Source organism: Spirosoma luteolum (genome assembly GCF_054778875.1).
Genome location: NZ_BAAGZE010000003.1, coordinates 86217 through 108651 on the forward strand (window position 1 = coordinate 86217; position 22435 = coordinate 108651).

The following is a 22435-nucleotide window of genomic DNA, read 5'->3' on the forward strand; positions in this document are numbered from 1 at the left end:
GCTTTTTGCATGCCCGAACGCTACCTATTCGCCCCGTCGAACGGGGGGCAGCCGGGCGTATTCGTCCTCATCGAACAGCCGCGAGCGAATCAGGAACCGAACACCCAGCGGTATCTCCAGCGAAAAGCTGGCCCCGCGCCCCGGCGTCACGTCGACGGTGAGGTGCGTATGCTGCCAGTAGGTAAACTGATCGTCGGCCATCCAGAAGTCGCAGCCGTCGATCTGGCCCAGCCACACATCCGACGCCCCAACAATGAAGTCGCCCTGCGCAAAGCACATCGGCGACGACCCGTCGCAGCAGCCGCCACTCTGGTGGAACATCAGGGGCCCGTGCTGTGCGCGCAGCTGCCCGATAACGGCCGTAGCATCGGGCGTAACGGCAATGCGGGAAATTGGTGGTGCTACCATGCGGTTTGTTGACAAGCGATCTACAGCACCCGGGTCACCTGACTCAGGGGCTGTGCATCGGTGAAATTCGGGATATCGCCCAGCAGTTCGGCACCGTGTGTACCCATGGCCGCGCCCAGCTGCTCGGCCGAGTCGAACACCAGCCCGGTAATCATGGCATAAGTCGGGGGGGCATCGGGCGTGGCACCCGACAACCCCTGCTGCAGATCGACAGCGAGCAGGCCCAGCGGCATCAGCCGCTCCTTCACGAGCGGGATATGGGTATCGAGATAATAAGCCAGATCGAACCGGCTGTCAGCCGTTTGCGGGTATAAAATCGTTAAGCGAACCATGTTCGTTGGGGGTTTGTGACTGAAAACGATACCCGTCGGCCGGGCATCGGCTACCTAACGCCCGGCCGACGGATTTGTTCCCCCTAGAAGAAGCCCAGTTTCTGCTTGCTGTACGAGATCAGCAGGTTCTTCACCTGCCGGTAGTGGTTCAGCATCATCAGGTGATTTTCGCGGCCGAAGCCCGATTTTTTATAGCCACCGAAGGGTGCGTGGGCCGGGTAATCGTGGTAGCAGTTGACCCACACCCGGCCGGCCTGAATTTGCCGCGGAATGGTGTACAGCTCATGCGCATCGCGCGACCAGAAACCCGCCCCCAGCCCGTACAGGGTATCGTTGGCAATGGCTACGGCTTCGTCGGCATCCTTAAAGGTCGTCACCGACAGAACCGGTCCGAAAATCTCCTCCTGGAAAATCCGCATTTTGTTGTGGCCTTTGAAGATCGTGGGCTGTATGTAGAATCCACCCTCAACCGAGTCGGCGGCACCGCCCCCCGTCAGCACTTCGGCACCTTCCTGCTTGCCAATGTCGATGTACGACAGAATTTTCTCGTACTGGTCGTGGCTGGCCTGCGCACCCATCATGGTATCGGGGTCGAGCGGGTGGCCCAGCTTGATGGCTTTGGTGCGCTCGATAACCCGGGCAATAAATTTGTCGTAGATGTCTTCGTGGACCAGCAGCCGCGACGGGCAGGTGCAGATTTCACCCTGGTTGAGGGCAAACATCACCGCCCCTTCCACGCATTTGTCGAAGAAATCGTCGTCGGCATCGCCCACCGATTTCATGAAGATGTTGGGCGATTTACCCCCCAGTTCCATCGTGACCGGAATCAGATTTTCCGACGCATACTGCATAATCAGGCGACCCGTGGTGGTTTCGCCGGTAAAAGCCACCTTGTTGACCCGCTTGTGCTGCGCCAGGGGTTTGCCGGCTTCGGGCCCGAAGCCCTGCACAATGTTGACCACGCCCGGGGGCACAATGCCATCGAGCAGTTCGAACAGCACCGCCAGCGACGTGGGGGTTTGCTCGGCTGGTTTAATCACTACGCAGCAGCCGGCCGCCAGCGCCGGCGCCAGTTTCCAGGTGGCCATCAGCAGTGGGAAATTCCACGGAATGATCTGCCCGACCACGCCGATGGGTTCCTTGATAATGAGCGACAGGGTATCGGCATTCAGTTCGGTGGCCGAGCCTTCTTCGGCGCGAATCACGCCCGCAAAATAGCGGAAGTGATCCACACAGAGCGGCAGGTCGGCAGCCATGGTTTCACGCAGGGCCTTGCCGTTTTCGACCGTTTCGACCCGGGCCAGAAACTCCAGGTTCTTCTCGATCATGTCGGCAATCTGCAGCAGAATCTTGCTGCGCTCGGCTGCTGACGTTTTACCCCAGGTGTCAAAGGCTTTGTGAGCGGCATCGACCGCCAGGTCGATATCGGCGGCTTTGGATCGGGGCATTTTGGCAATCAGGCTGCCATCGACCGGCGAGGTATTCTCGAAGTATTCGCCATCGAGGGGGGGGACCCATTTACCACCGATGTAATTATCGTAATGCGACCGGAATTTGGGGCGATTTGCGTGGGTTTCTACAAGTTCAAGGGTTTCCATACGACTGATCCAGCTGATTTATACATTAGAATGTTCACAAAGTTTGCCGGAATTAGTCAATACCCAGTTGAGCGATTGTATCGTTGCCTTATACAATCCTATCAACTTGCCGGGCGTTTGGCCAAAAGAAGAACGCTGGTCAGTTATGGTACATGTCAGGTATTAATTTGCAGAATTGCCATACAACCTCGTTTAATTAGCTACCTTGGCCTTATAAGCCAGCCAGTGCTGGCAGACTGACAGACAACCCGTTGTACATGAAACGCATCTCGACTACTCCGCTCGACATCTCGCATCACCTGCGCCACCGCCAGCTGGAGCAGGAAGTGGAAAATCGGACTGCCTACACCATCGACACGGCCGAGCTGAACATCTATGAAACCCAGCATACGGCCGAACAGGTCGAACTTACATTCAGCAGCCCGGTGCTGGCCAGTATGATCCGAGGCCGCAAGGTGATGTACCTGCCCAATACGCCTTCGTTCGACTTCCTGCCCGGCGAATCAGTGATCGTACCGAGCGACGAAACCATGCGTATCGATTTTCCCGATGCCGATCATCGCGACCCTACGCAGTGCCTGGCGCTGGCCATTGCACCCGACAAGGTGCGGCAGGTAACCGATATGCTCAACGACCGCGCCCCGCTCGTCGACTCGCAGCAGGGCTGGCAGTTTGGCGGGCACAATTTTTTTCTGACCAACGACGAGCCGATCCATCAGCTCATTGCGCGGCTCATTTACATTTTCACGGAGAACAACCAGGCCAAGGAGGTTTTTGCCAATCTGGTACTACAGGAACTGGTGGTGCGGCTGATGCAGACCCAGGCCCGCTCGTTGCTGCTCAGTCCCGATACCACGCTTAGCAACGTTAACCGGCTGGCCCACGTAGCGCAGTACATCAACCGACACCTGTCGCGCAACATACCCATCCGCGAACTGGCCGATCAGGCCTGCATGAGCGAGCCCAATTTTTACCGAACCTTCAAACAAACGTTCGGCATGACCCCGGTCGACTATATCAACCAGCAGCGGATTGCGCTGGCCAGCCGGCTCCTGCGCACCACCAACCGCTACCTGGCCGATATCAGCCTCGACTGCGGGTTCAATAACCTGACGTATTTTATGAAGCTCTTCCGGCGCGAGATGGGCCTCTCCCCCGCCCAGTATCGCAAGCAGGCGCTACCGGCCTGACCCAGCCGAAAAACGGCCTGTCAGCTGAGCAAAAGTCCCCGCCTGTCCGGGCTAATCACAAAAACAGCAGCACCACCCGACAGAAGGCCTGTTTCGGCTGCCAGTCCCACGGGTCCCAAACTGACCAGTCAGCAATTCATTGTTCCGAATAGCTCTGCTGGCGGAGTAAAGTCGCGCGACTAACGCCCCGAACGTATCACTGGTAAAGCCACGGACTAGCCCTCAAAAAGGGCCCTGGCGGCATCCTGAGCCTAAAAGTCTATAGAAATCGTGCGCACTCTTTATTTATTCAAAATATTTATTTAGTTATAATTACAACCGATTGCATGAATAAATAATGATTTTTCTCATTTTAGTGTCGTGCTGACAATCAACCCAAACGAACCCAATCGTCGGCTCATCGCTATGAGGAAAATGTACCAGTTATTCGTCAGTTGTCTCCTCCTGCTGGGGACCTGCGTATCGGTGTATGCGCAGCAACAAAACCTAATTCCCAACCCCGGGTTCGAGCTTGGCTCCGGGGATGTATTTACCAATTGGACCAAGCAGAACGGGGCCGCTTTTCTGACGGCTACCACCACCTCCAGTGAGGTGCACGGCGGCAGTCGCGCCCTGAAATCAGCTGGTCCGGGTAATCCGGGTGAGCAGTATCGGGTGCAGCTACTGAGTGATCAGATTCCAACAACCGTTGGCACAAGCTACACCTTTAAAATCTGGGCGAAGGCCGCCACCACCGGAGGTACCATCCGCTTTTCGACCCAGCCCAACGCTCTCTACGGCCCAAACACGGCCGTGCCAACGACCTGGACGCAGCTGAGCTGGACCTTCACCGCCAACGAAGCCCAGACCCGCCTTGCGCTGGACCTGGGCGAAAGCAATGTGGTATACTACCTCGACGACATGGAGATGCTCGGCACGGTTTCGGTAACGCCGACGCCCAGCAATCTGACCAACTATTTGCCTAACCCGAGCTTTGAAGACGGCTCCGGCAGCGTGTTTACCAACTGGACAGCCCTCAATGGCGCGGGTTCCTTCTCGGAAACAACCGTCCCGGCCGAGGTAAAAACCGGCGTCCGGGCCCTGAAAGTCGTGACCGCAGCCCCCGGTGAGCCTTACTTTGTGCAGTTTGCCAGCCCGTTTCTGACTACGCCGGTAGGCAAGCAGTTCCGCTTCACCATCTACATCAAAGCCGCTACGGCGGGCGGACAGGTACGGCTCTCGACTATTTCGCCCCTGGCCAACTACGGTGCCTACGCCTATTCGTCGTCGACCACCATTGGTACCGACTGGCAGCAACTGACGCTCGACTTCGTACCCGTTGAACCCACCACGCGGGTAGCGATCGATTTGGGCAGCAATGCCGGTACGTATTTCGTCGACGACATGCGGGTCACAACCAGCAATGCCCTACTGATTGGCAACGGCGGTTTTGAGTTTGGGGCCGGCGATAACTTCACCAACTGGACCAAGCAGAACGGGGCCGCTTTTCTGACGGCTACCACCAGCGAGATGCGCACAGGCAGCCGGGGCCTGCGGGCCGAAGTAACCGGTACCCAGCCCAACGCGGGTCAGGCCTACTCGGTCCAGCTGATCAACGACGCGGCCAACACCGTTATCGGTACGCAGTACACGTTTTCGGTCTGGGCCAAAGCTACTACCGCCGGGGGGACCATCCGCTTCTCAACCGACCCCAGCCCCCTCTACGGCCCCGACACGCCCGTCCCGACTACCTGGACTAAACTAAGCTGGACGTTTACGGCCAACAGTGCCCAAACGAAACTGGTACTGGACCTGGGCAAGAATACCAATGTTTATTACCTCGACGATGCCGACATCAGCCCGGCGGTCATCAACCTGGTCAGCAACGGCAGCTTTGAGCAGGGCGGCCCCGGTAATACGTTCACCAACTGGTCGAAGTACAACGGCGCGGCCAACATAATCGAAACCACCGTGCCGGCCGAAGTCAACGAAGGCAGCCGGGCGGTCAAAGTGGTCAACACAGCCGCTGGTCAGGCATATAGCGTGCAGCTGGTAAGCGATCCCATGGCGCTGGTGGTGGGCAAGAACTACACCGTCACGGCCTACGTGCGCTCCGTGGCGGGGGGCGAAATCATCCGGTTCTCGACCAACGCTACTGCCGGCGCTCAGTACGGTCCGAACGAAACCAGTACAACGGCCTGGAAAGCCATCAGCTGGACGTTTACGGCCAATGACGCCAGTACCCGAATCGTGCTCGACATGGGCACCAGCGCCGGCACCTTCTTCGTCGACAACGTAACCGTGGTCGGGGCCGACGACTGCGCCGTAAAGTATCAGGTCCCCGGTAATCAAACGCCCATCGCCACGGGCAAAAACAAGTTTCTGGGGTCGGCCTACAGCACGCCCCAGGCGCCCAATTTCAGTAAATACTTCAACCAGGTAACGCCCGAAAACGCGGGTAAGTGGGGCAGTATCGAAGGCACCAAGGGTGTTTACAACTTTACGGAAGTGGACCAGGCCCGGGAATTTGCCAAGGTAAACGGGTTCCCGTTCCGCTTTCACGTACTGATCTGGGGTGCTCAGCAGCCTACCTGGCTTAAACCGCTGAGCGATGCCGAGAAAGTGCAGAAAATCAAAGCCTGGTTCCAGGCTGTGGCCAGCCACTACGACGGTAGTTCGAACGCCCGCGCCAGACTGGAGTATCTGGAAGTCGTTAACGAAGCGCTGAACGATCCACCGAACAACGAAGGACCCAACGCAAGCGATGCTGCCAGCGGTAATTATCTCAACGCGCTGAAATCGCTCAATACCGAGCTAGGAACAGCCCCGGGCGAATACGACTGGATCGTGAACTCGTTCAAGCTGGCCCGGAAATACTTCCCCTGTGAGACAAAGCTGGTATTGAACGATTATGCGATCGAGAACGAAACGCCCAAGACCCTTCGCTACGCCGAGATCATCAACCTGCTAAAGGCCGATAACCTGATCGATGTGGCTGGTATGCAGGGGCATTCGTTCTCAACCAGAAAATACAGCCCCAACCAAACCTTCGAAGAACACACGGCTTTGCTTAAAGCCAACCTGGAAACAATTGCTTCGACGAAGATACCCATCATGATTACCGAGCTGGATATCGATGGCGACGTCGACAACACCTACACCGTAACCAGCAACGTCGCCGTGAAGCAGGCGTTTCAGAAATCGGAGTACGAGCGCATTTTCGGCCTCTACTGGAACCACCCCTCGGTCATTGGCATCACGCTCTGGGGCTACCTGACGGGCCACTGGCGTTCGGCGCAGGAAGCCTATCTGGTGGATGCCTGCAGCGGTCAGGAAAAGCCTGCCCTGCGCGACTACCTCAACAATACGCTCAATAACAACCCGGCCAGCATCCGGGCGTCGGGAAACCCACCCCTCGGCACAAGCTTTCTGCCCCGGTTTTGCGGCATTCCGGCCGCAGCCCAGTACGACTGCGTCAGCCAGATTCCGGCAGCCAGCGCGGCTACTGTAACCGCATCGGGGGTCAACTGCGCGGGGCCCGTTACGATAACCGTACAGGATGCCGTCACCCCCGCTTCGCCCGGTATTCCCTATACTGTCATCCGGACCTGGACGGCCACCGATGCCTGCAACAATACGGCTACGGCCACGCAGCGCATCACGGCTGCGGCCACCTGCTCGGCTCCGACGCCTTCCGGCCTGACGCTGATTGCCCCCACGTATAACTGCAACACGGGCGCTTTCACGTTCAACGTGCAGACCAGCCGAAGCGCACCCGTCGAATTTATGGCGATTGGCATTACAGGCTGGACCACCAACCCTAATCAGTTTGTGGATGCCGAACTACGCACGGCCGCCGACGCCCAGCCCATTACGCTCCGGGCCCGCCAGAACGGGGTCGAAACCACTTACATCTGGGACATCCGGGTTCAGTGCCCTGTCGGTGGCAGTGCTCCGGTAGTCAGTGAATCCATTAAACTCGAAGCGCCCGCCTACAATTGCCAGTCAGGTGCGTTTACCTTCAGAAGCAGTGGAGGCAACAGTTCGCCAATCGAGTACATGGCGATTGGCATTACGGGCTGGACCACCAACCCCAATCAGTTTGTGGACACCGAACTGCGCACGGCTGCCGATGCCCAGCCCATTACGCTTCGGGCCCGCCAGAACGGGGTCGAAACCACCTATGTCTGGAATATCCGCGCCCAGTGCCCCGTCGGGGCCCGCGTATCGGCCGAAACATCGGCCGTGGTCAACGCAAGCGTTTATCCCAACCCGGTCGACAACGAGTTTGTGCTGAGCCTCGACGGTATGGCCAACCAGGCGGTAAAACTGTCGATCACCGATGTGCTGAGTCAGCCAGTTCTGAATCAGGTCGAACAGGTGCCTACCGATCACCACGACGTGCGGTTGCGGCTGGGTAACCGCCCCACCGGGGTTTACATGCTGACGGTAACCAGCAAAGGGCAGGTACAGCGCCTGCGGTTGCTGAAGCGTTAGCCAACCCGGCCGGCGAGTACAAGACGCGAGGGGGTGGTTCCGGCAGGAATCACTCCCTCGCGTTTTATGCCTACCCGCTTCGTGTGGCCAGGACATAAAAAAAGCACTTACCATCGCTGATAAGTGCTTCTGTGTTGGCGGTCCGGACGGGGCTCGAACCCGCGACCCCCTGCGTGACAGGCAGGTATTCTAACCAACTGAACTACCGAACCGTTTTCGATGTGGGGCTGTTTATTTCCCTTTATCGTGGCACAAAAGTAGTGCTATGGGGCATCCAACGCAAGTGCTGTTCCAAAAAAAAGTGAAATAAAAAACCCGTCTCCGCGCACTCTTCCTGTAAATCAGTCCATTTAGAAGCAAAAAATTTTTTAGTCGTGGGGCCGCTTTCAAACACCAGGACTCCTCAGCTCGTTTTGGTCCATATCGATACTTTCCCTAAATTGGTCACTACTCAACCGTCAACTGCCGTGTTTACAATACCCGATTTCACGATTTCTGATCCGTCGACCGATCATCTCAATCAGGAAGGCCGACGGCCCTACCCGGTTGCCTGCCTCGAAATTTTCCTGCTCGATCAGGCCAGAGAGCGATCGAAACGTGCCGAATCGACCGTGTTTGCGCAGTTGAAAACCATTTTCGACTGGCAGATCAACCGGCGGCAGCAGGCGAATTACCTGCAGAAACTCAGCAACGGCTACACCTTTGTACTTACCGACAGCAACAAACAGATTCTCTGGACCAGTCATAGTTTTATGACCATGACCGGCTATACCCACCGCGAGGTGGCTGGGCAAACACCCCGGATGCTGCAGGGCGTTGGTACTAATCCCGACACGCTGCGCTACGTAAGCAGCCAGCTGCGCCAGCAACAGGCGGTGAAAGCCGACCTGCTCAACTACCGCAAGGGTGGCGACCCCTACCTGTGCCGGCTCGAGATAGACCCGCTGTTTAACGTAGCCGGAGAACTGACACATTTTCTCGCCGTCGAGCAGGAGTTGGTCTAACTTTGGCTAGGTCTGTCGGTTAATACGCTACGTCTTTATTCCAACTTGATATGGTGCGGTTTTTACGCTGGCTGGGATGGTCTTTTCTGGTCTTTTTTGGTTTGGCAGCAGGGGCAGTGCTCGTAGCCTGGATCGTCGACTTCCGGCAGACCGATGCCGAACTGGCCCACGAGTTTCGCGGCCAGCGGATCCGTCCGGTCGTGCATTACTACCAGGTGGCAGGGCGCCCCGGCAAACCGCCCCGTACGATCCGCTTCATGGAAACGCCCGCCGGCGATTCGGCCCGGCCGGTCGTGCTATTCATTCACGGCGCCCCTAGTTCCCTCTCTTTCTTCAACGGTTTTTTCAAGGATACTACCCTGCTCAACCGGGCGCAGCTTGTGGCCGTCGACCGACCGGGGTATGGCTACTCGGACTTTGGGCGGGTCGAGACATCGGTGGTGCGCCAGGCCCGGCTGCTGCAGCCCCTCATCGATCGCTATCGTAAAGCGCCTTACCTGGTTGTGGTGGGATCGTCGTACGGCGGATCGGTAACAGCCCGGCTGGCGATGAATAATCCCGATCGGGTCGATCATGTCGTCTTTGTGTCGTCGGCCCTGGGCCCCGGTCTGGAACGCACATATCCCATCAGCTATGTGGTCGACAGCCCCCTGTTGCGGTGGGGTGTGCCAACACTGCTGCGGCTGGCCAATGATGAAAAACTGGCCCACCGCCAGGCCCTCGAAGCCATTCTGCCCGACTGGCCCCGTATCCGGTCGGGTATTACGATGCTGCACGGCCAACGCGATGAACTTGTTTACCCAACCAATGTATCGTTTGCCGCGCAGCACCTCACCCATGCCAGCCTGAAGCAGTTTCTACTACCCGAAAGCCGGCACGATATTGTCGTGAACAAGCGGGACTATATCGCCAACATTTTGATCGACATCCTGACCAGCGCCCGCGTAAAGGCAGCCAGCACGGCCCGTCCCGTAGCCCTACGCTAGAGAACCAGCGCCGGAAGCCAGAACACGATATCGCCAAGCCAGCGATAGCGTTCATTCCGTACGAAATAAGCCGGGTAACGCTGAATGGCGTACAGCGACAGACTCATGAGCCCCAGCATCAGGGCCGCTCGCTGCGCGAACCGGTCGTCGGTAACGAAGCAGAGCGTAAAAGCCGCCCCTACGACCAGCAGCGTCAGCCAGGAAAGAACCGACAGGCTGGCCGATTCGCCCCAGTGGGTGGCCAGCGAAAAGTCGGGGCGGCTCGGGTGTTCGTAGTTTTCCATGAGCGCAAACAGCAGCAGGTTCTGGAAGGCGATGGCGGCAAACATGATCCCCTCGGCTACTTCGACGCCCCGCACCACAGGCCGTTGCACCCACACACTACCCCAGACACCCGCCGAGTACAGTAACGCGACCAGCGGCTCCTTGAGCAGCAGCGAAGAGTGACCGGGGGGCAGCCTGAATACGAGTCCTACGTAGATCGCGCAAATACCGCCCAGCACCAGCCCAAATTCGATCACCGACATGGGCAGTACAGCCACCAGACCGAGCACCAGCAAGCCCGCCAGCACCACTATGCGCCACAGCCGGGCGGCATACAGCCGATGAAACCGGTGCCGCGGAGTCAGCTGCGCCAGTGGCGTCTGGACACCTGCCTTCCGCACATCGAACAGCCGATCGACAGTATAAATGATAAACACCACCAGCGCCAGAACGACGGGCGTCGCCCAGTGAATGGGATCGACATCAGACAGGCGGGCGGCCAGACGGTTCGACAAAACAGCTCCCAGTACAACCGGGAAACTCAGGTAGTAGGCGTAGCGAATCGGGGTCAACAAAGCAAAAGAGGGTAAATACCGGAACCACGTATGGGTGTCAACCAGAACCGGTACCGATCAGTTATGTTCAGGAGCAGTTAGCCGGGGAGCCTGCTGCTGCACAACCTCAACCGGATCGCCCACCCGGATCACGCCCAGGGCCGAAGGTTCGGGCAATACGTTCTGGCCGAACAGGATTTTGTGGCCCAGCTTGCGGTAGGTAGCCAGCGTGCGCAGGGGCTCACGCCCGGATTCGGCCGTTTGGGGGTCAATCGTCGTCAGCACGCAGCGGGCACAGGGCTTTACCCCATAAAAGGGCACACGACCGATACGAAACGAGGTCCAGCTGTCTTCGTCGTGGGCGGGACTACCGCTGACGAACAGATTGGGCCGAAAACGAGCTATTTCCATCGGTGCCTGGCCAGCTGGCAACCGGGCATTGAGGTAGTCGAGCGACGACTGCCCAACCAGCAGGAACGGGTAACCATCGGCAAAGCTGACGGGGTCGTTGTCGCGGGCGTAGGGGGCTTCGACCGATCGGTGCGTGCTGTCGGGCATAAATACCAGCCGGCAGGGTTGCCCCAGCACGAGCGAAAACCAGGTATCGGCAGCCTCGCTTACGGTCAGCGCCGGCACGTCTTCACTGTCCCAGATCGACACGGACATCGTTTCGCCCGAAGGCACACCCGCGAGTGCCAGTTCGAGCACGTTGTCGGGCTGCTGCCGGTGCCATACCCGCAGCATGTCGCCCACGATGGCAACGTCGATAAGTGCCATGACGGGGGTAGTCCGCTGGGTAATGAATACCCCCGAGGGAGTCACAAGCATATAGCGCCGGTCGTACCGCAGCCCTTTGCGTTCTACAACAGCTTCGGTCAGGGCAATACCGCCCAGCGATTTGATTGGGTAGATGTAGAGGGCAGACAGGCGCATATGGTGTGGGGGTTGTAGTTTGTAGTTTACAGTTTTTCGTATTCAGGTTACGGTGGCTGATGCTGTTTGTGGTTTGTAGTTTACAGTTTACAGTTTTTCGTATTCAGGTTACGGTGGCTGATGCTGTCGTGCAAGGCTCCGTTTATGGACTATACAGCTTTCTGGTATTCTATTTTAGTACTCAGTGTACAGTCGCTGATGCTCCTACATAGGGTTCCACTGGTATGGTTCGTAGCCACGCACAGAAAACTGAAAACCGAATACTGAAAACCACACACCACACAACACAAACTCCCATTCCCCGGCTTACAGCGACATTCTGGGCAGGGGGCTGACGGTTTGATCGACAAAATCGCCCTGCTCGAATTTGAACTGAGCCGCCATAGCGATCATAGCCGCATTATCGGTGCAGTATTCGAAACGCGGAATAAACACTGTCCAGTCCAGTTCATCGCCCAGGGTTTGCAGGGCCCGGCGCAGACCACTGTTGGCCGAAACGCCCCCGGCAATGGCAATTTGCCGGATACCCGTCTCGCGGGCCGCCCGCTTCAGCTTGGTCAGCAACATCTGAATCAGAGTGTGCTGGATGCTGGCGCAGATATCGGCCCGATTGTCGGCAACAAACGTGGGGTTGGTCCGGGTCTGATCGCGCAGAAAATACATGATGGCCGTTTTGATACCGCTGAACGAAAAGTTCAGCTCCGGCATTTCGCCCAGCGGAAAGCGGTAGGCCAGCGGATTGCCTTCGGCTGCGTACCGGTCGATAAGCGGACCACCCGGGTAGGGCAGCCCGAGCAGCTTGGCCGACTTATCGAAAGCCTCCCCTACCGCGTCGTCGAGCGTCTGCCCGATCACGGTCATGTCGAGCGGCCCGTCGACGCGCACGATCTGGGTGTGTCCACCACTCACGGTCAGGCACAGAAATGGAAACTGGGGCTTTTGGGGCCGGTCGGGATCGTCGATGAAGTGGGCCAGCACGTGGGCCTGCATGTGGTTGACCTCGATAAGCGGGATGTTCAGACCAAGGGCCAGTGCTTTGGCAAACGAAGCCCCGACCAGCAGCGACCCCAGCAAACCGGGGCCACGCGTGAAGGCCACCGCCGAGAGCGCCTGTTTCGGTACCTTTGCATCGGCCAGCGCCCGCTCGACCACCGGCCAGATGTGTTGCTGATGGGCACGCGACGCCAGTTCGGGTACCACCCCGCCGTACTGCTCGTGAATGAGCTGAGCCGCAATGATGTTAGACCGCATGATGCCATCGGCCAGCACGGCCGCCGACGTTTCATCACAGGAAGACTCAATAGCTAAAATAGTCACGCACAAAACTAATGCATAATGATTGTTGTAGAGAGTATAATGGATGTCGCCGGTAAACCGTTCCCTCTGTTAGTAGTCTAATGTATATCCCGTTTTGTCTATCGGTTGTACCTTAGACCTTTCCGCTCCGAATGCGTCAGTTTTTCGCCATATTCTTTAAAACGCTGCTCTACCTGTTGCTGACGGTAGTAGGGCTGACGTTTGGCGTTTTGCTGGCGTTGCAGATTCCGGCGGTACAGACCCGGATCGTGCAGGAAGCGGCCCGCCGGCTGTCGGCCAAACTGGAGTTTCCGGTGTCGATCCAGCACGTGTCGATCAAGTGGTTCGACTCGCTGACCCTGTCGGGCGTCCGGATTCTCGACCGTGAACAGCGGCCTATGATCGATGTGGGCCGGCTCGACATCGACTACGACCTGCGCAACCTGATCGACTCATCGGCGCATAACCTGCACCTCGACGAAGCGGTACTGTACCGGCCCCACGTCCGGATGATCAAGAACCCCCGCACGGGCGACACCAACCTCGACGAGTTTATTGCCCGGATCGAAACGCTCACCAGCGATACGACCAAGCCGTTCGTTCCCGATCAGCATACGCCTTTCACCATCGGGCATATTCACCTGATCGACGGGGCCTACACGCTCGACGACCCGCGGGAGCCGTACATGCGCGACCGCAACAGCTTCGACTACAACCACTTTACGCTCCGCAACCTCACCGCCGAAGTAAGTCAGTTTCTGGTCCTGGGCGATACCATTGCGCTCGATATCAGCCGGCTGTCGGGTATCGACCAGCGGTCGCGGCTGCCCATTCGCCGGCTCGACACCCGATTTCTGTATTGTGCCAAAAAGATGGCTCTCGACCGGCTGTACGCCCACATCGGCAACTCGATTATCCGGCATAACATCACGTTCTTCTACGACCGACCGGCGGCCTTCGGCGATTTCAACAGCCGGGTCGTTATCCAGGCCCGGTTTCACGACAGCGAGATCCGCTCGAAAGACCTGGGCTATTTTTCCGATTACCTGCGGGGGCTCAACGAGACCTGGCAGCTCTCCGGTTTGTTTACCGGCACGGTCAACGACTTTCGGCTGACGCGAACCGACCTGCGCTTCGGCAGTGGGGGGCGTAGTCAGCTGGTGGGCGACATGGCCTGGAAAGGGCTTCCCGATATTGACCGGACAACCGTCAATTTTAACTTCGCGCCCTCATCGGTCAACATGGCCGATATTCGCCAGTATTACCCCGATGCGTCGTTCAACCAGCTCGTCCAGAAGTTCGGAACGGTAACGTTCAACACCCGCTTCGTAGGCGCGTTCGACAACTTCAAAACGTCGGGTACATTCCAGACCGCGATTGGCACCGTGGCCGGCGATCTGACGCTGAAACTGGCCGACAAATCGCAGCAGACTACGTACCTGGCCGACCTGAAAGCCACGAATCTGGATCTGGGTACGCTCATCGATCAGCCCGATCAGTTCGGACATCTCGACGGGCAGGCCCATCTGAGTGGGCGCGGCACCACGGTTGAAGTAGCCAGTGTCGACGTAAACGGGCAACTGTCGCGCTTTGGCTGGCAGGGTTACGACTACCGCAACGTTACGATCCGGGGTAATCTGCAGAAGGCCTTTTTCCATGGGCAACTGGCCCTTCGCGACCCTAACCTGGGCTTCGACCTCGATGGGGAGTTCGACTTGGGCAAACCGCTGCACCGCTACGATCTGCGCGGCAGTATCCAGCAGGCCAACCTGCGGGCACTCGGCTTTCTGCCCGACTCGCTAGTGGTCAGTACCGGACTCGATGTGCAGCTGGAAGGTAATACCCTCAACGACATGGTGGGCCGGGCTGCTTTCCGCAATGCCAGCCTGACCCTCAACCGGCGGAGCCTGCACATCGACAGCCTCGCCATTGTCTCATCGATCGAATCGCTGCGGGGCCGGGCCGACAGCCTGGGTAGCCAGCGCTACGTCGGAATCGATTCGGAGTTTCTGACGGCCCGACTGCAAGGCACGTTTGAGCCCCAGCGTACCCTCGACGATCTGCAGCGACTGGTCCGCGAATACACCCTGTATTTTGACGGCGATGCTGCCGGCATGGCCGCTTACTACGCCCGCAAGGCCCGGCAGCACCAGCCGCTGGCGCGCTACAGCATCGACTACCAACTCATTGCCAACCGCATCGACCCGCTGCTGGCCTTCCTGAGCCCATCGGTCTACATAGCGCCCAGCACCCGGCTCGAAGGACGCTTCACGGTCGACAATACCACCTTCCTGACGGCCAACGTCCGCACCGATTCGGTTCGCTTCGGGCAGGCCGGTTTCGGGCGCAGCGAACTCGACCTCACCACCTCCAAGTTTACGCTCAGCCCCGACGTACTGGCTTCGGTAGTTCTTACGTCGGAGCGGCAGACACTGAGCCGGCTGCTCCCTACCCGTAACCTGCAGGCCGAAGCCTCGTGGGAAACCGACCACATTGTGTTTACGAGCCGGGTCGACCAGGCGGGCAGCACCAACAGCGCTAACCTGAACGGCGAACTGCGCTTCAAAGGCGACGCCATCGACCTTACCTTCAGACAGTCGCAGTTGCGGGTACTCGATGGCGACTGGACCCTGAGCCCGGCCAGCCTGATTCGGAAGGTGGGCGACGAGTATACCATTCAGAACCTGCTGGTGAGCAACCAGGATCAGCAGATTGCGGCTTCGGGCCGACTCTCGACGGACTCCCTGCAAACACTCAATGTGCAGGCCAACGCTTTTCGGCTGCAATCGCTCAATCCGGTTCTGAACACGAAGCTGGGCGGTACCCTCGACGGTACCGTATCGCTGCGTAACGTGTACCGCACCCCCATTCTGGAGAGTCAGCTGGCCGTGTCGGCCCTCGCTTACGACAGTACCCTGTTTGGCGACCTGCGCAGCCGGGCCGAATGGGATCAGCTGACGCAGCAACTCAATGTCGACGCTCACCTGATGCGCGACCGGGCCGATGTGCTGACGATTCTGGGTAACTACACCCCACAGGCCAAGGGCAGCCCGCTGACGCTGAAAGCCGTGCTGCACGATGCCAATCTGGCCATCGCCGAGTCGTTTACGCCCGGGCTGTTCTCCCGGCTGGGTGGCACGGCCAACGGCGTGGTTACCATCACGGGTACGCCCACGGCACCCATTCTGACCGGTGAGGTAGCCGTGGAAAACGGTCGGGGTCGCTTCGACTACCTGAAAACAGACTTTACCTTCGACGACAAGATTTACTTCGGCGAAAACGAAATCATTACCCGCCGGCTTACGCTCCACGACCCCGACGGCAACACGGCCCAACTGCGGGGTGGGGTATATCATGATGGATTCCGGTATTTCACGCTGGGGTTCGATGCTGACTTCCGCAACTTCCGGATTCTGAATACGACCGTTGCTGACAACGATATTTTCTACGGGCAGGCCGTCGTAACGGGTAAAGCCGAACTCTTCGGCCCCCTCAACGACCTGACCATCCGGGCCAACCTCACCAGCAATAAGGGTACCCGCATCTACATCCCGCTCGACGGGGCTACCTCCGTAGCCTCAGACGAGCAAATCCGGTTTGTCAACCACAGTCGCCCCGCGCCCACCCAGGCCGACGGCACGCCCCCCGACGAGCGAACCGGCGCCATCGATCTGTCACGGATTCAGATGGATTTCAACGTCAACATCACCCCCGACGCGTACTGCGAAATTCAGCTCGACCGGCAGACCGGCGATATTATCAAAGCCTATGGGCAGGGGCTGATGGCCATGCGGGTCGATACGAAGGGCGATTTCTCGATGACGGGCACCTACGAGATCAAGCAGGGTGATTACACGTTTACGTTCCAGAACATTATCAACAAACGGTTTCAGATTCGCCCCAGCAGCCGCATCACCTGGACGGGTGATCCCTACGGCGCGCTGCTCGACGTAACGGCGGCCTACACCCAGTACGCATCGCTGTCGCCCCTGCTGCCGGTCGGGAGCCGCAGCGCCGATCAGACACGTCGCTACCCCGTCGATCTGGTCATCAAACTCAACGGTGATCTCGGTTCGCCCGCTATCAGTTACGATGTCGATGTGAAGGAGTATCCGTCGACCTCAGATTTCCGGCAGGCCGTCACCGCCTTCGAGTCGCGGCTGCAGAGCAACGATCAGGAGCTGACGCGGCAGGTGAGCAGCATACTGCTTTTCAACCAGCTGTTGCCCGAGGGAACGGGTCTGTTCGAACAGGGCCAGGTCAACGCGGGCGTTGCCAACAGCGTGAGCGAACTGCTGTCGAACCAGATCAGCCGACTGGCCTCGTCGCTCGACGACAACCTCGACATCGGGGTGTCGTTCGGCGGCTTCACCGGCAACACCACCCAGAACGAAAACCTGCTCAACAACCTCCAGCTCCGGTTTTCGTACCGGCTGCTGAATGACCGGCTGCGCATCAGCCGCGACGGGGGCTTTACCTACGGCCAGAACCAATATAACGCAGCCAGCCTGCTGGGCGAGTGGACACTTGAATACTGGCTGACGGGCGACGGACGGCTGCGGGCCAAGATGTACAACCGCAATCAGCAAAGCATCCTGAACCAGTTCAGTCTGACCAATAACACCATCACGACCGGGGGGGGACTGAGTCTGCTCTACACCCGGTCGTTCAACCGGCTGTTCGGCAGCAAGCGCAGTACGCCCGGCCTGCCGCCCGTTCCAACCGAACCGTTTCCGATCCCGACGCCCACACCGCCCGTCACAACGGTTAGTCTGCAGCGCTAAGCGAACAGGCCACCCGATGATGGGGATAGAAACCGGGCCGCCGGCCTTTATGGGTAAAAAAACAGCCGCTGCCCGCAGCGACTGAATCTGTTAAGCCCAATTCCCTATGACCCGTTGTTTTCTGATCGCCCTGTGGCTGCTGGCTACGCCCCTGCTGGCTCAGCGTACGTTTACCAATCCCATCAAGGATTCGGGGCCCGACCCGTGGGTGCTCGAACACGATGGCTGGTACTACTACATGAACACCACTGGCCGCAACCTGACCCTCTGGAAAACCCGTAACCTGGCCGATCTCCGAACGGCCGAGTCGGCCGTTATCTACACGCCCCCGGCCGGGCAGCCCTACTCCCGCGAGTTGTGGGCGCCTGAAATTCACCGGATCAACAACAAATGGTACGTGTATTTCTCGGCCGATTCGCTCAACAACCTGAGCCACCGGGTCTGGGTCATCGAAAACAGCGCGGCCGACCCGATGCAGGGCAGCTGGGTTATGAAAGGCAAAATTGGGGATACCGGCGACCACTGGGCCATCGACATGACCGTGACCGAATTCAGGGGCCAGCTGTATGCCGCCTGGTCGGGCTGGGAAGGGCCTAAAAATGGGCAGCAGAACATTTACCTCGCCCGGCTCCGCAACCCCTGGACCCTCGACTCCGACCGGGTGCGGCTCTCGCAGCCCGAGTTGCCCTGGGAGCGCCACGGCAGTGTACCGGCCGAGTGGCAGAAAAACGGCGAGGTGCCCACCATTTACGTAAACGAAGGGCCCGAGTTCCTGCACCACAACGGGCAGTTGTTTCTGGTCTACTCGGCCAATGCCTGCTGGCTCGACTACTGCCTAGGGCTGCTCAGTTACCGCGGCACCGGCGATCTGCTCGATCCGGCCAGCTGGCGCAAAAGCCCCGAACCGGTGTTTACGCAGGCGCCCGAAAACGGTGTGTATGCGCCCGGCCACGGCGGCTTCTTCCGCACTACCGGACCCGTTCCGCAGGACTGGATGATTTACCATGCCAACCCCACGGCAACCGATGGCTGCGGCAACCGGCGCGCCCCCAACATACAGCAGTTTGGCTGGAACGCCGATGGATCGCCCAACTTTGGCCGGCCCGTACCCCGCACCCCCCTGGCGGTGCCGGGGCGCTGATGCAGCTTATTCTTTCACTACCCGCAGCGTAGCCTGCCGGGTGCCAGCCTCGGCCCGTAGCAGATAGATGCCTGTGGGTAAGTCCAGAAGGGGCCATTCGACCTGCTTCTTACCCACAAACCCCGGTACCTGCCAGGTGCGTACGAGCCGCCCCCCCGCATCGTGCAGGGCAAGGGCTACCCCCTGTCGGTCGGGCTGTTCGATGGCCAGCCGCAGCACGGCGCCCACGGGATTTGGCACAACCGCCAGCGAGAGGCCACTGGCGGGCTCGCTAAGGGCCGTCAGTACGAATGTGATCTGGTTCGACGCCGGCGACGGGCAGCCGTTCTGCGTGGCAATGGCGTAGTAACGCCCACTCTGGTACGGTGTAAGCGTAGCCTGGGTCGCGTTGGGTACCGCCCGGGCCGCCGATGTATCGGTCTGTACATACCACTGCAACCCCGGAATGTTGGTAGCCCGAAGTGTACCGCCCACCTGCGAGACAACGGGTGTTTCGGTCATCGGGAACTGGTTCTGCACAGTCACGAACGTTGTGGTGGTCGTGCACCGGTTGCTGTCGAGTACACTAACCGTATAGGTACCGGCGCCGATACCCGTCTGACTGCCGGAGCGGCTGCGCAGCGTGTCGCGCCGGGGCGTTTGCCAGAAAAACGAGAACGGTTTGGTGCCCCCCGCCAGCTGCACGGCGGCTTCGCCATCGGTCAGGCCCGGGCAGGTGGCGTCTTTGATGCGGCCTGCGGTCAGGGTCATGGCCGTGGCATCGGCAATGAGCGCGGCCACCGTGTCGGCACAGCCTACCTCGTCGGTGACCCGGAACCGGTACTGACCCGGCACCAGCCCACCAAACTGGCTGCTGACCTGGGACCCACCACCCAGTCGCTGAAACTGGCGGGCGCTACCCGAGCCGCCCGTACTGGTCAGCGAGACAACCCCCGTGGGGCATACGCAGCAGCGGGCAGCCAGGGTCGACGCCCGTACACTGATCGGATCGGCCTTACCCACCGAAACCGGCACCAGCGCCGTGCAGCCATTGGTATCGGTGGCCACCACGGTATAGTCGCCCACGGCCAGGCCGGTAAAGACAGGGGTTCGCTGCACTACTTTCGAGCTGGTCAGCTGGTAGCGAATGGGTTCGGTGCCCCCCGTGGCCTTCACGGTAACCGAACCGCTGGCGGCCCCGAAGCAGTTGACCGGTGCCGATACGCCCGTCAGGGTCAGTATGGCCGGCTGCTGCACTGTAGCCGTTTGCCTGATCGTACAGCCCCGGGCATCGCGCGCCGTTAGTTCGTAGGTACCGGCACTCAATCCGGTAAAAAGCGTACCAGTCTGAAAAGCACCCGTTCCAAGCTGATACTGGAACGGTGCCGTACCATTCGTGGCCGATACGGTGATGGCTCCGTCGGCTGAGCCGGCGCAGCGCGTTGGCGACAGCACCGTTTTCAGTTCAAACGTTGGGGGCGCGCCCACGGTGGCCGTCTGCGAGGCCGAACAGCCGCCGGCATCGGTTACGACCACTGTGTAACTGCCCGCTTTCAGATCGACAAGAATGGGACTGCTTTGGGCCGTTCCGCCGTTGACCTTATAACTGTAGGGTGCCGATCCGCCCGTTACAGCCGCAATAATGCCGCCGTCGGTGCCGCCCGTACATTTCACAGACACCGCCGTCAGCGACAGGGCCAGCGTGGCGGGCTGCTTCACATCGACCAGGGTTACGGCCGAACAGCCAAATTCATCTTTTACACCTACTGAATACGCACCGGCGGGCAGGCTGATGAATGAGTTCAGACTCTGAAACGGCCCGCCATTCAACTGATACTGCCGGGTACCGATTCCGCCGGTAGCGGCTATCTGGATTTTACCGGTAAACAGCCCCGCGCAACTGGCCGGGGTGCTGGTGGCCACCAGGGTCAGCGAGGGAATCACCGTAACGCGGGCTACCCGACTGGTTGTTACGCCACACTGATTGGTAGCCGTTACCGTATAGTTTCCTTCTTCCCACGCCTGAACGGTTGTCAGCACAAGCCGGGCCGTCGACGCGGTGGGGTTGTTGCGAATGGGATTATTGTTGCCAAACCAGGCCAGTGTACCGCTGGTGCCGTCGGCCAGCGCCACCGACAGTTCGGGCGAGGTGCCTTCACAGACCGTGATGGAGCCGGGCCCTGCCGTAAACGTGACGGCCTGTACCGTTGTGACCGTCGCGACGGCGCTGCTGCTCACGCCATTCTGCGTGCAGGTAGCGGTGTAGGCCGATGGCTGCGCCGGCGTTACGGTTACGCTGGCCGTGGTCTGCCCCGTCGACCAGCGAATCGTGCCACCGGTAGGGCAGCCACTGAGGGTCAGCAACGCCGGACTACCTACGCAAACGGTGCTGGCTGCCGGGCTGAGCGTCAGCGCCGTTACCGTACTTGTCTGGGAGGTAGGTGTACCGGTTTGTGAAGCCGGTGGTGTCGGCGTCTGGGCCTGTCCGGCCACCGTCGCCAGCAGACCGGCCAACGTACAGAAAACAAGCAGCAAAGCAGACCGTAGCGAATGCACCATAACAGGAGGATACGTTGACAATACAGACAAAGTTATCTGTTTTGACCGTGCGACAGCGCGCCGGCCAACCCCACTGGTCTGATCTTTTTGTACGGTCGGGCATTGGCGCTAAAACAATAAACCCGACCGGTTCAGGGGTCGGGTCGGGTGCCACTATAACGGGGCTGGCCGTTTAGTAAAACAGCCCCCAGTCGTCAGGAGCATCGTTGTCTTTATCGAAGCCATTGACCCAGTCGACAAACAGCAGCCGGAACTGCTCGATTTCGTCGCGCAGGACGTTGAGGTAAGCCGACGTAGCCAGTTTTTCGGCTTTGCAATACGAGGTCTGTGCCAGCAGTTCGCGGGCGTGCATCTTGATGATGACCGCGTTTTCCATGCGCAGGGTATAGAGGTCTCCCCCTTCAGCCCCCACAATTTTGGGCGGCAGCATCATGGCGTTGGCCAGCATCTGCTCGTGCATCATCAGCACGTCTTCTTCTTTATTGATCGTTTCTACGATGGCCTGCGTGAGTTCCATAATCTCATTGGCCTTGCGCAGAATAGGCAGGTTCCGGATCCGCTTGTTCTCTGCTTCCATCTCGGCGCGCGTCTCTTCCGGATCGTAGTCTTCGTCAAACCCGTCCCAATCCATAAAGCCGTCTTCGTCGTCCTCGTCATCAAAGTTCATAGGGCGGTTGGCGAAGGGAATAACCTCCTTCTTAGCGACAAAGTAAAAGAAACGTTTCCCAAAAACAAACGCATGCCGGCGAAACCGAGCGCTTACCACCTGACAATCAGCCAATGGTTGCCAGGCCAGCTCTTTCCTATCCCACCAGCGCCCCAATTGAGGCCTGGTCAAAAATGAATATTAATTTTTCATTGATTTGGTGACAAACGGAAGCAGCCCGGTACAATGGCGTTATCTTTGACATAGACCACTTACGAATGTTCG

Annotated in this window: 14 protein-coding genes and 1 tRNA gene; 6 read left to right on the forward strand and 9 right to left on the reverse strand. The window is 59.0% G+C overall.

All coding sequences use genetic code 11. The annotated features are described in order from the left end of the window. Window positions 1-24: 24 nt before the first annotated feature. The 3 genes from ACYVAC_RS03170 to ACYVAC_RS03180 form a co-directional block, all read right to left on the reverse strand. Entirely contained in the window at window positions 25-408 is a 384-nt protein-coding gene (locus ACYVAC_RS03170; RefSeq protein WP_461096117.1) for a DUF779 domain-containing protein, read from the reverse strand. Window positions 409-428: 20 nt separating this feature from the next. Then, the gene (locus ACYVAC_RS03175; protein WP_461096118.1) at window positions 429-740 is read right to left on the reverse strand and encodes an EthD family reductase; all 312 of its coding nucleotides are present in this window, start codon (window positions 738-740) and stop codon (window positions 429-431) included. A gap of 83 nt (window positions 741-823) precedes the next feature. Next, complete coding sequence (locus ACYVAC_RS03180) at window positions 824-2338, reverse strand: aldehyde dehydrogenase family protein (protein WP_461096119.1); 1515 nt, start codon at window positions 2336-2338, stop codon at window positions 824-826. A 257-nt stretch (window positions 2339-2595) separates the two neighbouring features. Between ACYVAC_RS03180 and ACYVAC_RS03185 the strand changes: the two genes are divergently transcribed. Together ACYVAC_RS03185 and ACYVAC_RS03190 are read left to right on the forward strand one after the other, a co-directional pair. Then, window positions 2596-3528, forward strand: a complete 933-nt coding sequence (locus ACYVAC_RS03185; RefSeq protein WP_461096120.1) for an AraC family transcriptional regulator — start codon at window positions 2596-2598, stop codon at window positions 3526-3528. Between the two features lie 414 nt (window positions 3529-3942). Continuing rightward, a complete protein-coding gene (locus ACYVAC_RS03190) occupies window positions 3943-8004 on the forward strand; it encodes an endo-1,4-beta-xylanase (RefSeq protein ID WP_461096121.1) in 4062 nt (1353 codons plus the stop codon). A 135-nt stretch (window positions 8005-8139) separates the two neighbouring features. On the opposite strand, the gene ACYVAC_RS03195 is transcribed toward ACYVAC_RS03190, so the two are convergent. Then, window positions 8140-8216: transfer RNA gene (locus ACYVAC_RS03195), tRNA-Asp, on the reverse strand. A 255-nt stretch (window positions 8217-8471) separates the two neighbouring features. Here ACYVAC_RS03195 and ACYVAC_RS03200 point away from each other — a divergent pair. After that, window positions 8472-9008 carry a PAS domain-containing protein gene (locus ACYVAC_RS03200; RefSeq protein ID WP_461096122.1) on the forward strand — a complete coding sequence of 179 codons (537 nt, stop codon included), beginning with the start codon at window positions 8472-8474 and terminating at the stop codon, window positions 9006-9008. A gap of 101 nt (window positions 9009-9109) precedes the next feature. After that, window positions 9110-9994, forward strand: coding sequence for an alpha/beta fold hydrolase (locus ACYVAC_RS03205; RefSeq protein ID WP_461096123.1), 885 nt, complete (start codon window positions 9110-9112; stop codon window positions 9992-9994). Here ACYVAC_RS03205 and ACYVAC_RS03210 read toward each other — a convergent pair. The 3 genes from ACYVAC_RS03210 to tsaD form a co-directional block, all read right to left on the reverse strand. After that, the gene (locus ACYVAC_RS03210; RefSeq protein ID WP_461096124.1) at window positions 9991-10833 is read right to left on the reverse strand and encodes a hypothetical protein; all 843 of its coding nucleotides are present in this window, start codon (window positions 10831-10833) and stop codon (window positions 9991-9993) included. The two genes, ACYVAC_RS03205 and ACYVAC_RS03210, sit on opposite strands and share 4 nt — an antisense overlap. Before the next feature lie 57 nt (window positions 10834-10890). Further along, window positions 10891-11745: an MOSC domain-containing protein gene (locus ACYVAC_RS03215; RefSeq protein WP_461096126.1), complete on the reverse strand. Its 855-nt coding sequence runs from the start codon at window positions 11743-11745 to the stop codon at window positions 10891-10893. 306 nt (window positions 11746-12051) lie between these two features. Further along, on the reverse strand, window positions 12052-13062 hold the full coding sequence (tsaD, locus tag ACYVAC_RS03220; protein ID WP_461096127.1) for a tRNA (adenosine(37)-N6)-threonylcarbamoyltransferase complex transferase subunit TsaD: 1011 nt from the start codon (window positions 13060-13062) through the stop codon (window positions 12052-12054). Between the two features lie 131 nt (window positions 13063-13193). Here tsaD and ACYVAC_RS03225 point away from each other — a divergent pair, with 131 nt between their 5' ends. Beyond that, complete coding sequence (locus tag ACYVAC_RS03225) at window positions 13194-17825, forward strand: translocation/assembly module TamB domain-containing protein (RefSeq protein ID WP_461096128.1); 4632 nt, start codon at window positions 13194-13196, stop codon at window positions 17823-17825. A 106-nt stretch (window positions 17826-17931) separates the two neighbouring features. Continuing rightward, window positions 17932-18966 carry a glycoside hydrolase family 43 protein gene (locus tag ACYVAC_RS03230; RefSeq protein ID WP_461096129.1) on the forward strand — a complete coding sequence of 345 codons (1035 nt, stop codon included), beginning with the start codon at window positions 17932-17934 and terminating at the stop codon, window positions 18964-18966. A gap of 6 nt (window positions 18967-18972) precedes the next feature. On the opposite strand, the gene ACYVAC_RS03235 is transcribed toward ACYVAC_RS03230, so the two are convergent. Continuing rightward, window positions 18973-21504 carry a T9SS type A sorting domain-containing protein gene (locus ACYVAC_RS03235; RefSeq protein WP_461096130.1) on the reverse strand — a complete coding sequence of 844 codons (2532 nt, stop codon included), beginning with the start codon at window positions 21502-21504 and terminating at the stop codon, window positions 18973-18975. 172 nt (window positions 21505-21676) lie between these two features. Next, window positions 21677-22171, reverse strand: a complete 495-nt coding sequence (locus tag ACYVAC_RS03240; protein WP_461096131.1) for a hypothetical protein — start codon at window positions 22169-22171, stop codon at window positions 21677-21679. Between the last annotated feature and the right edge of the window lie 264 nt (window positions 22172-22435).

What these genes read in the sequence shown, in the direction of transcription:
- ACYVAC_RS03170 (WP_461096117.1), bottom strand. Translation starts at nt 408, where the DNA reads ATGGTAGCACCACCAATTTCCCGCATTGCCGTTACGCCCGATGCTACG.
- ACYVAC_RS03175 (WP_461096118.1), bottom strand. Translation starts at nt 740, where the DNA reads ATGGTTCGCTTAACGATTTTATACCCGCAAACGGCTGACAGCCGGTTC.
- ACYVAC_RS03180 (WP_461096119.1), bottom strand. Translation starts at nt 2,338, where the DNA reads ATGGAAACCCTTGAACTTGTAGAAACCCACGCAAATCGCCCCAAATTC.
- ACYVAC_RS03185 (WP_461096120.1), top strand. Translation starts at nt 2,596, where the DNA reads ATGAAACGCATCTCGACTACTCCGCTCGACATCTCGCATCACCTGCGC.
- ACYVAC_RS03190 (WP_461096121.1), top strand. Translation starts at nt 3,943, where the DNA reads ATGTACCAGTTATTCGTCAGTTGTCTCCTCCTGCTGGGGACCTGCGTA.
- ACYVAC_RS03215 (WP_461096126.1), bottom strand. Translation starts at nt 11,745, where the DNA reads ATGCGCCTGTCTGCCCTCTACATCTACCCAATCAAATCGCTGGGCGGT.
- ACYVAC_RS03225 (WP_461096128.1), top strand. Translation starts at nt 13,194, where the DNA reads ATGCGTCAGTTTTTCGCCATATTCTTTAAAACGCTGCTCTACCTGTTG.
- ACYVAC_RS03230 (WP_461096129.1), top strand. Translation starts at nt 17,932, where the DNA reads ATGACCCGTTGTTTTCTGATCGCCCTGTGGCTGCTGGCTACGCCCCTG.
- ACYVAC_RS03235 (WP_461096130.1), bottom strand. Translation starts at nt 21,504, where the DNA reads ATGGTGCATTCGCTACGGTCTGCTTTGCTGCTTGTTTTCTGTACGTTG.
- ACYVAC_RS03240 (WP_461096131.1), bottom strand. Translation starts at nt 22,171, where the DNA reads ATGAACTTTGATGACGAGGACGACGAAGACGGCTTTATGGATTGGGAC.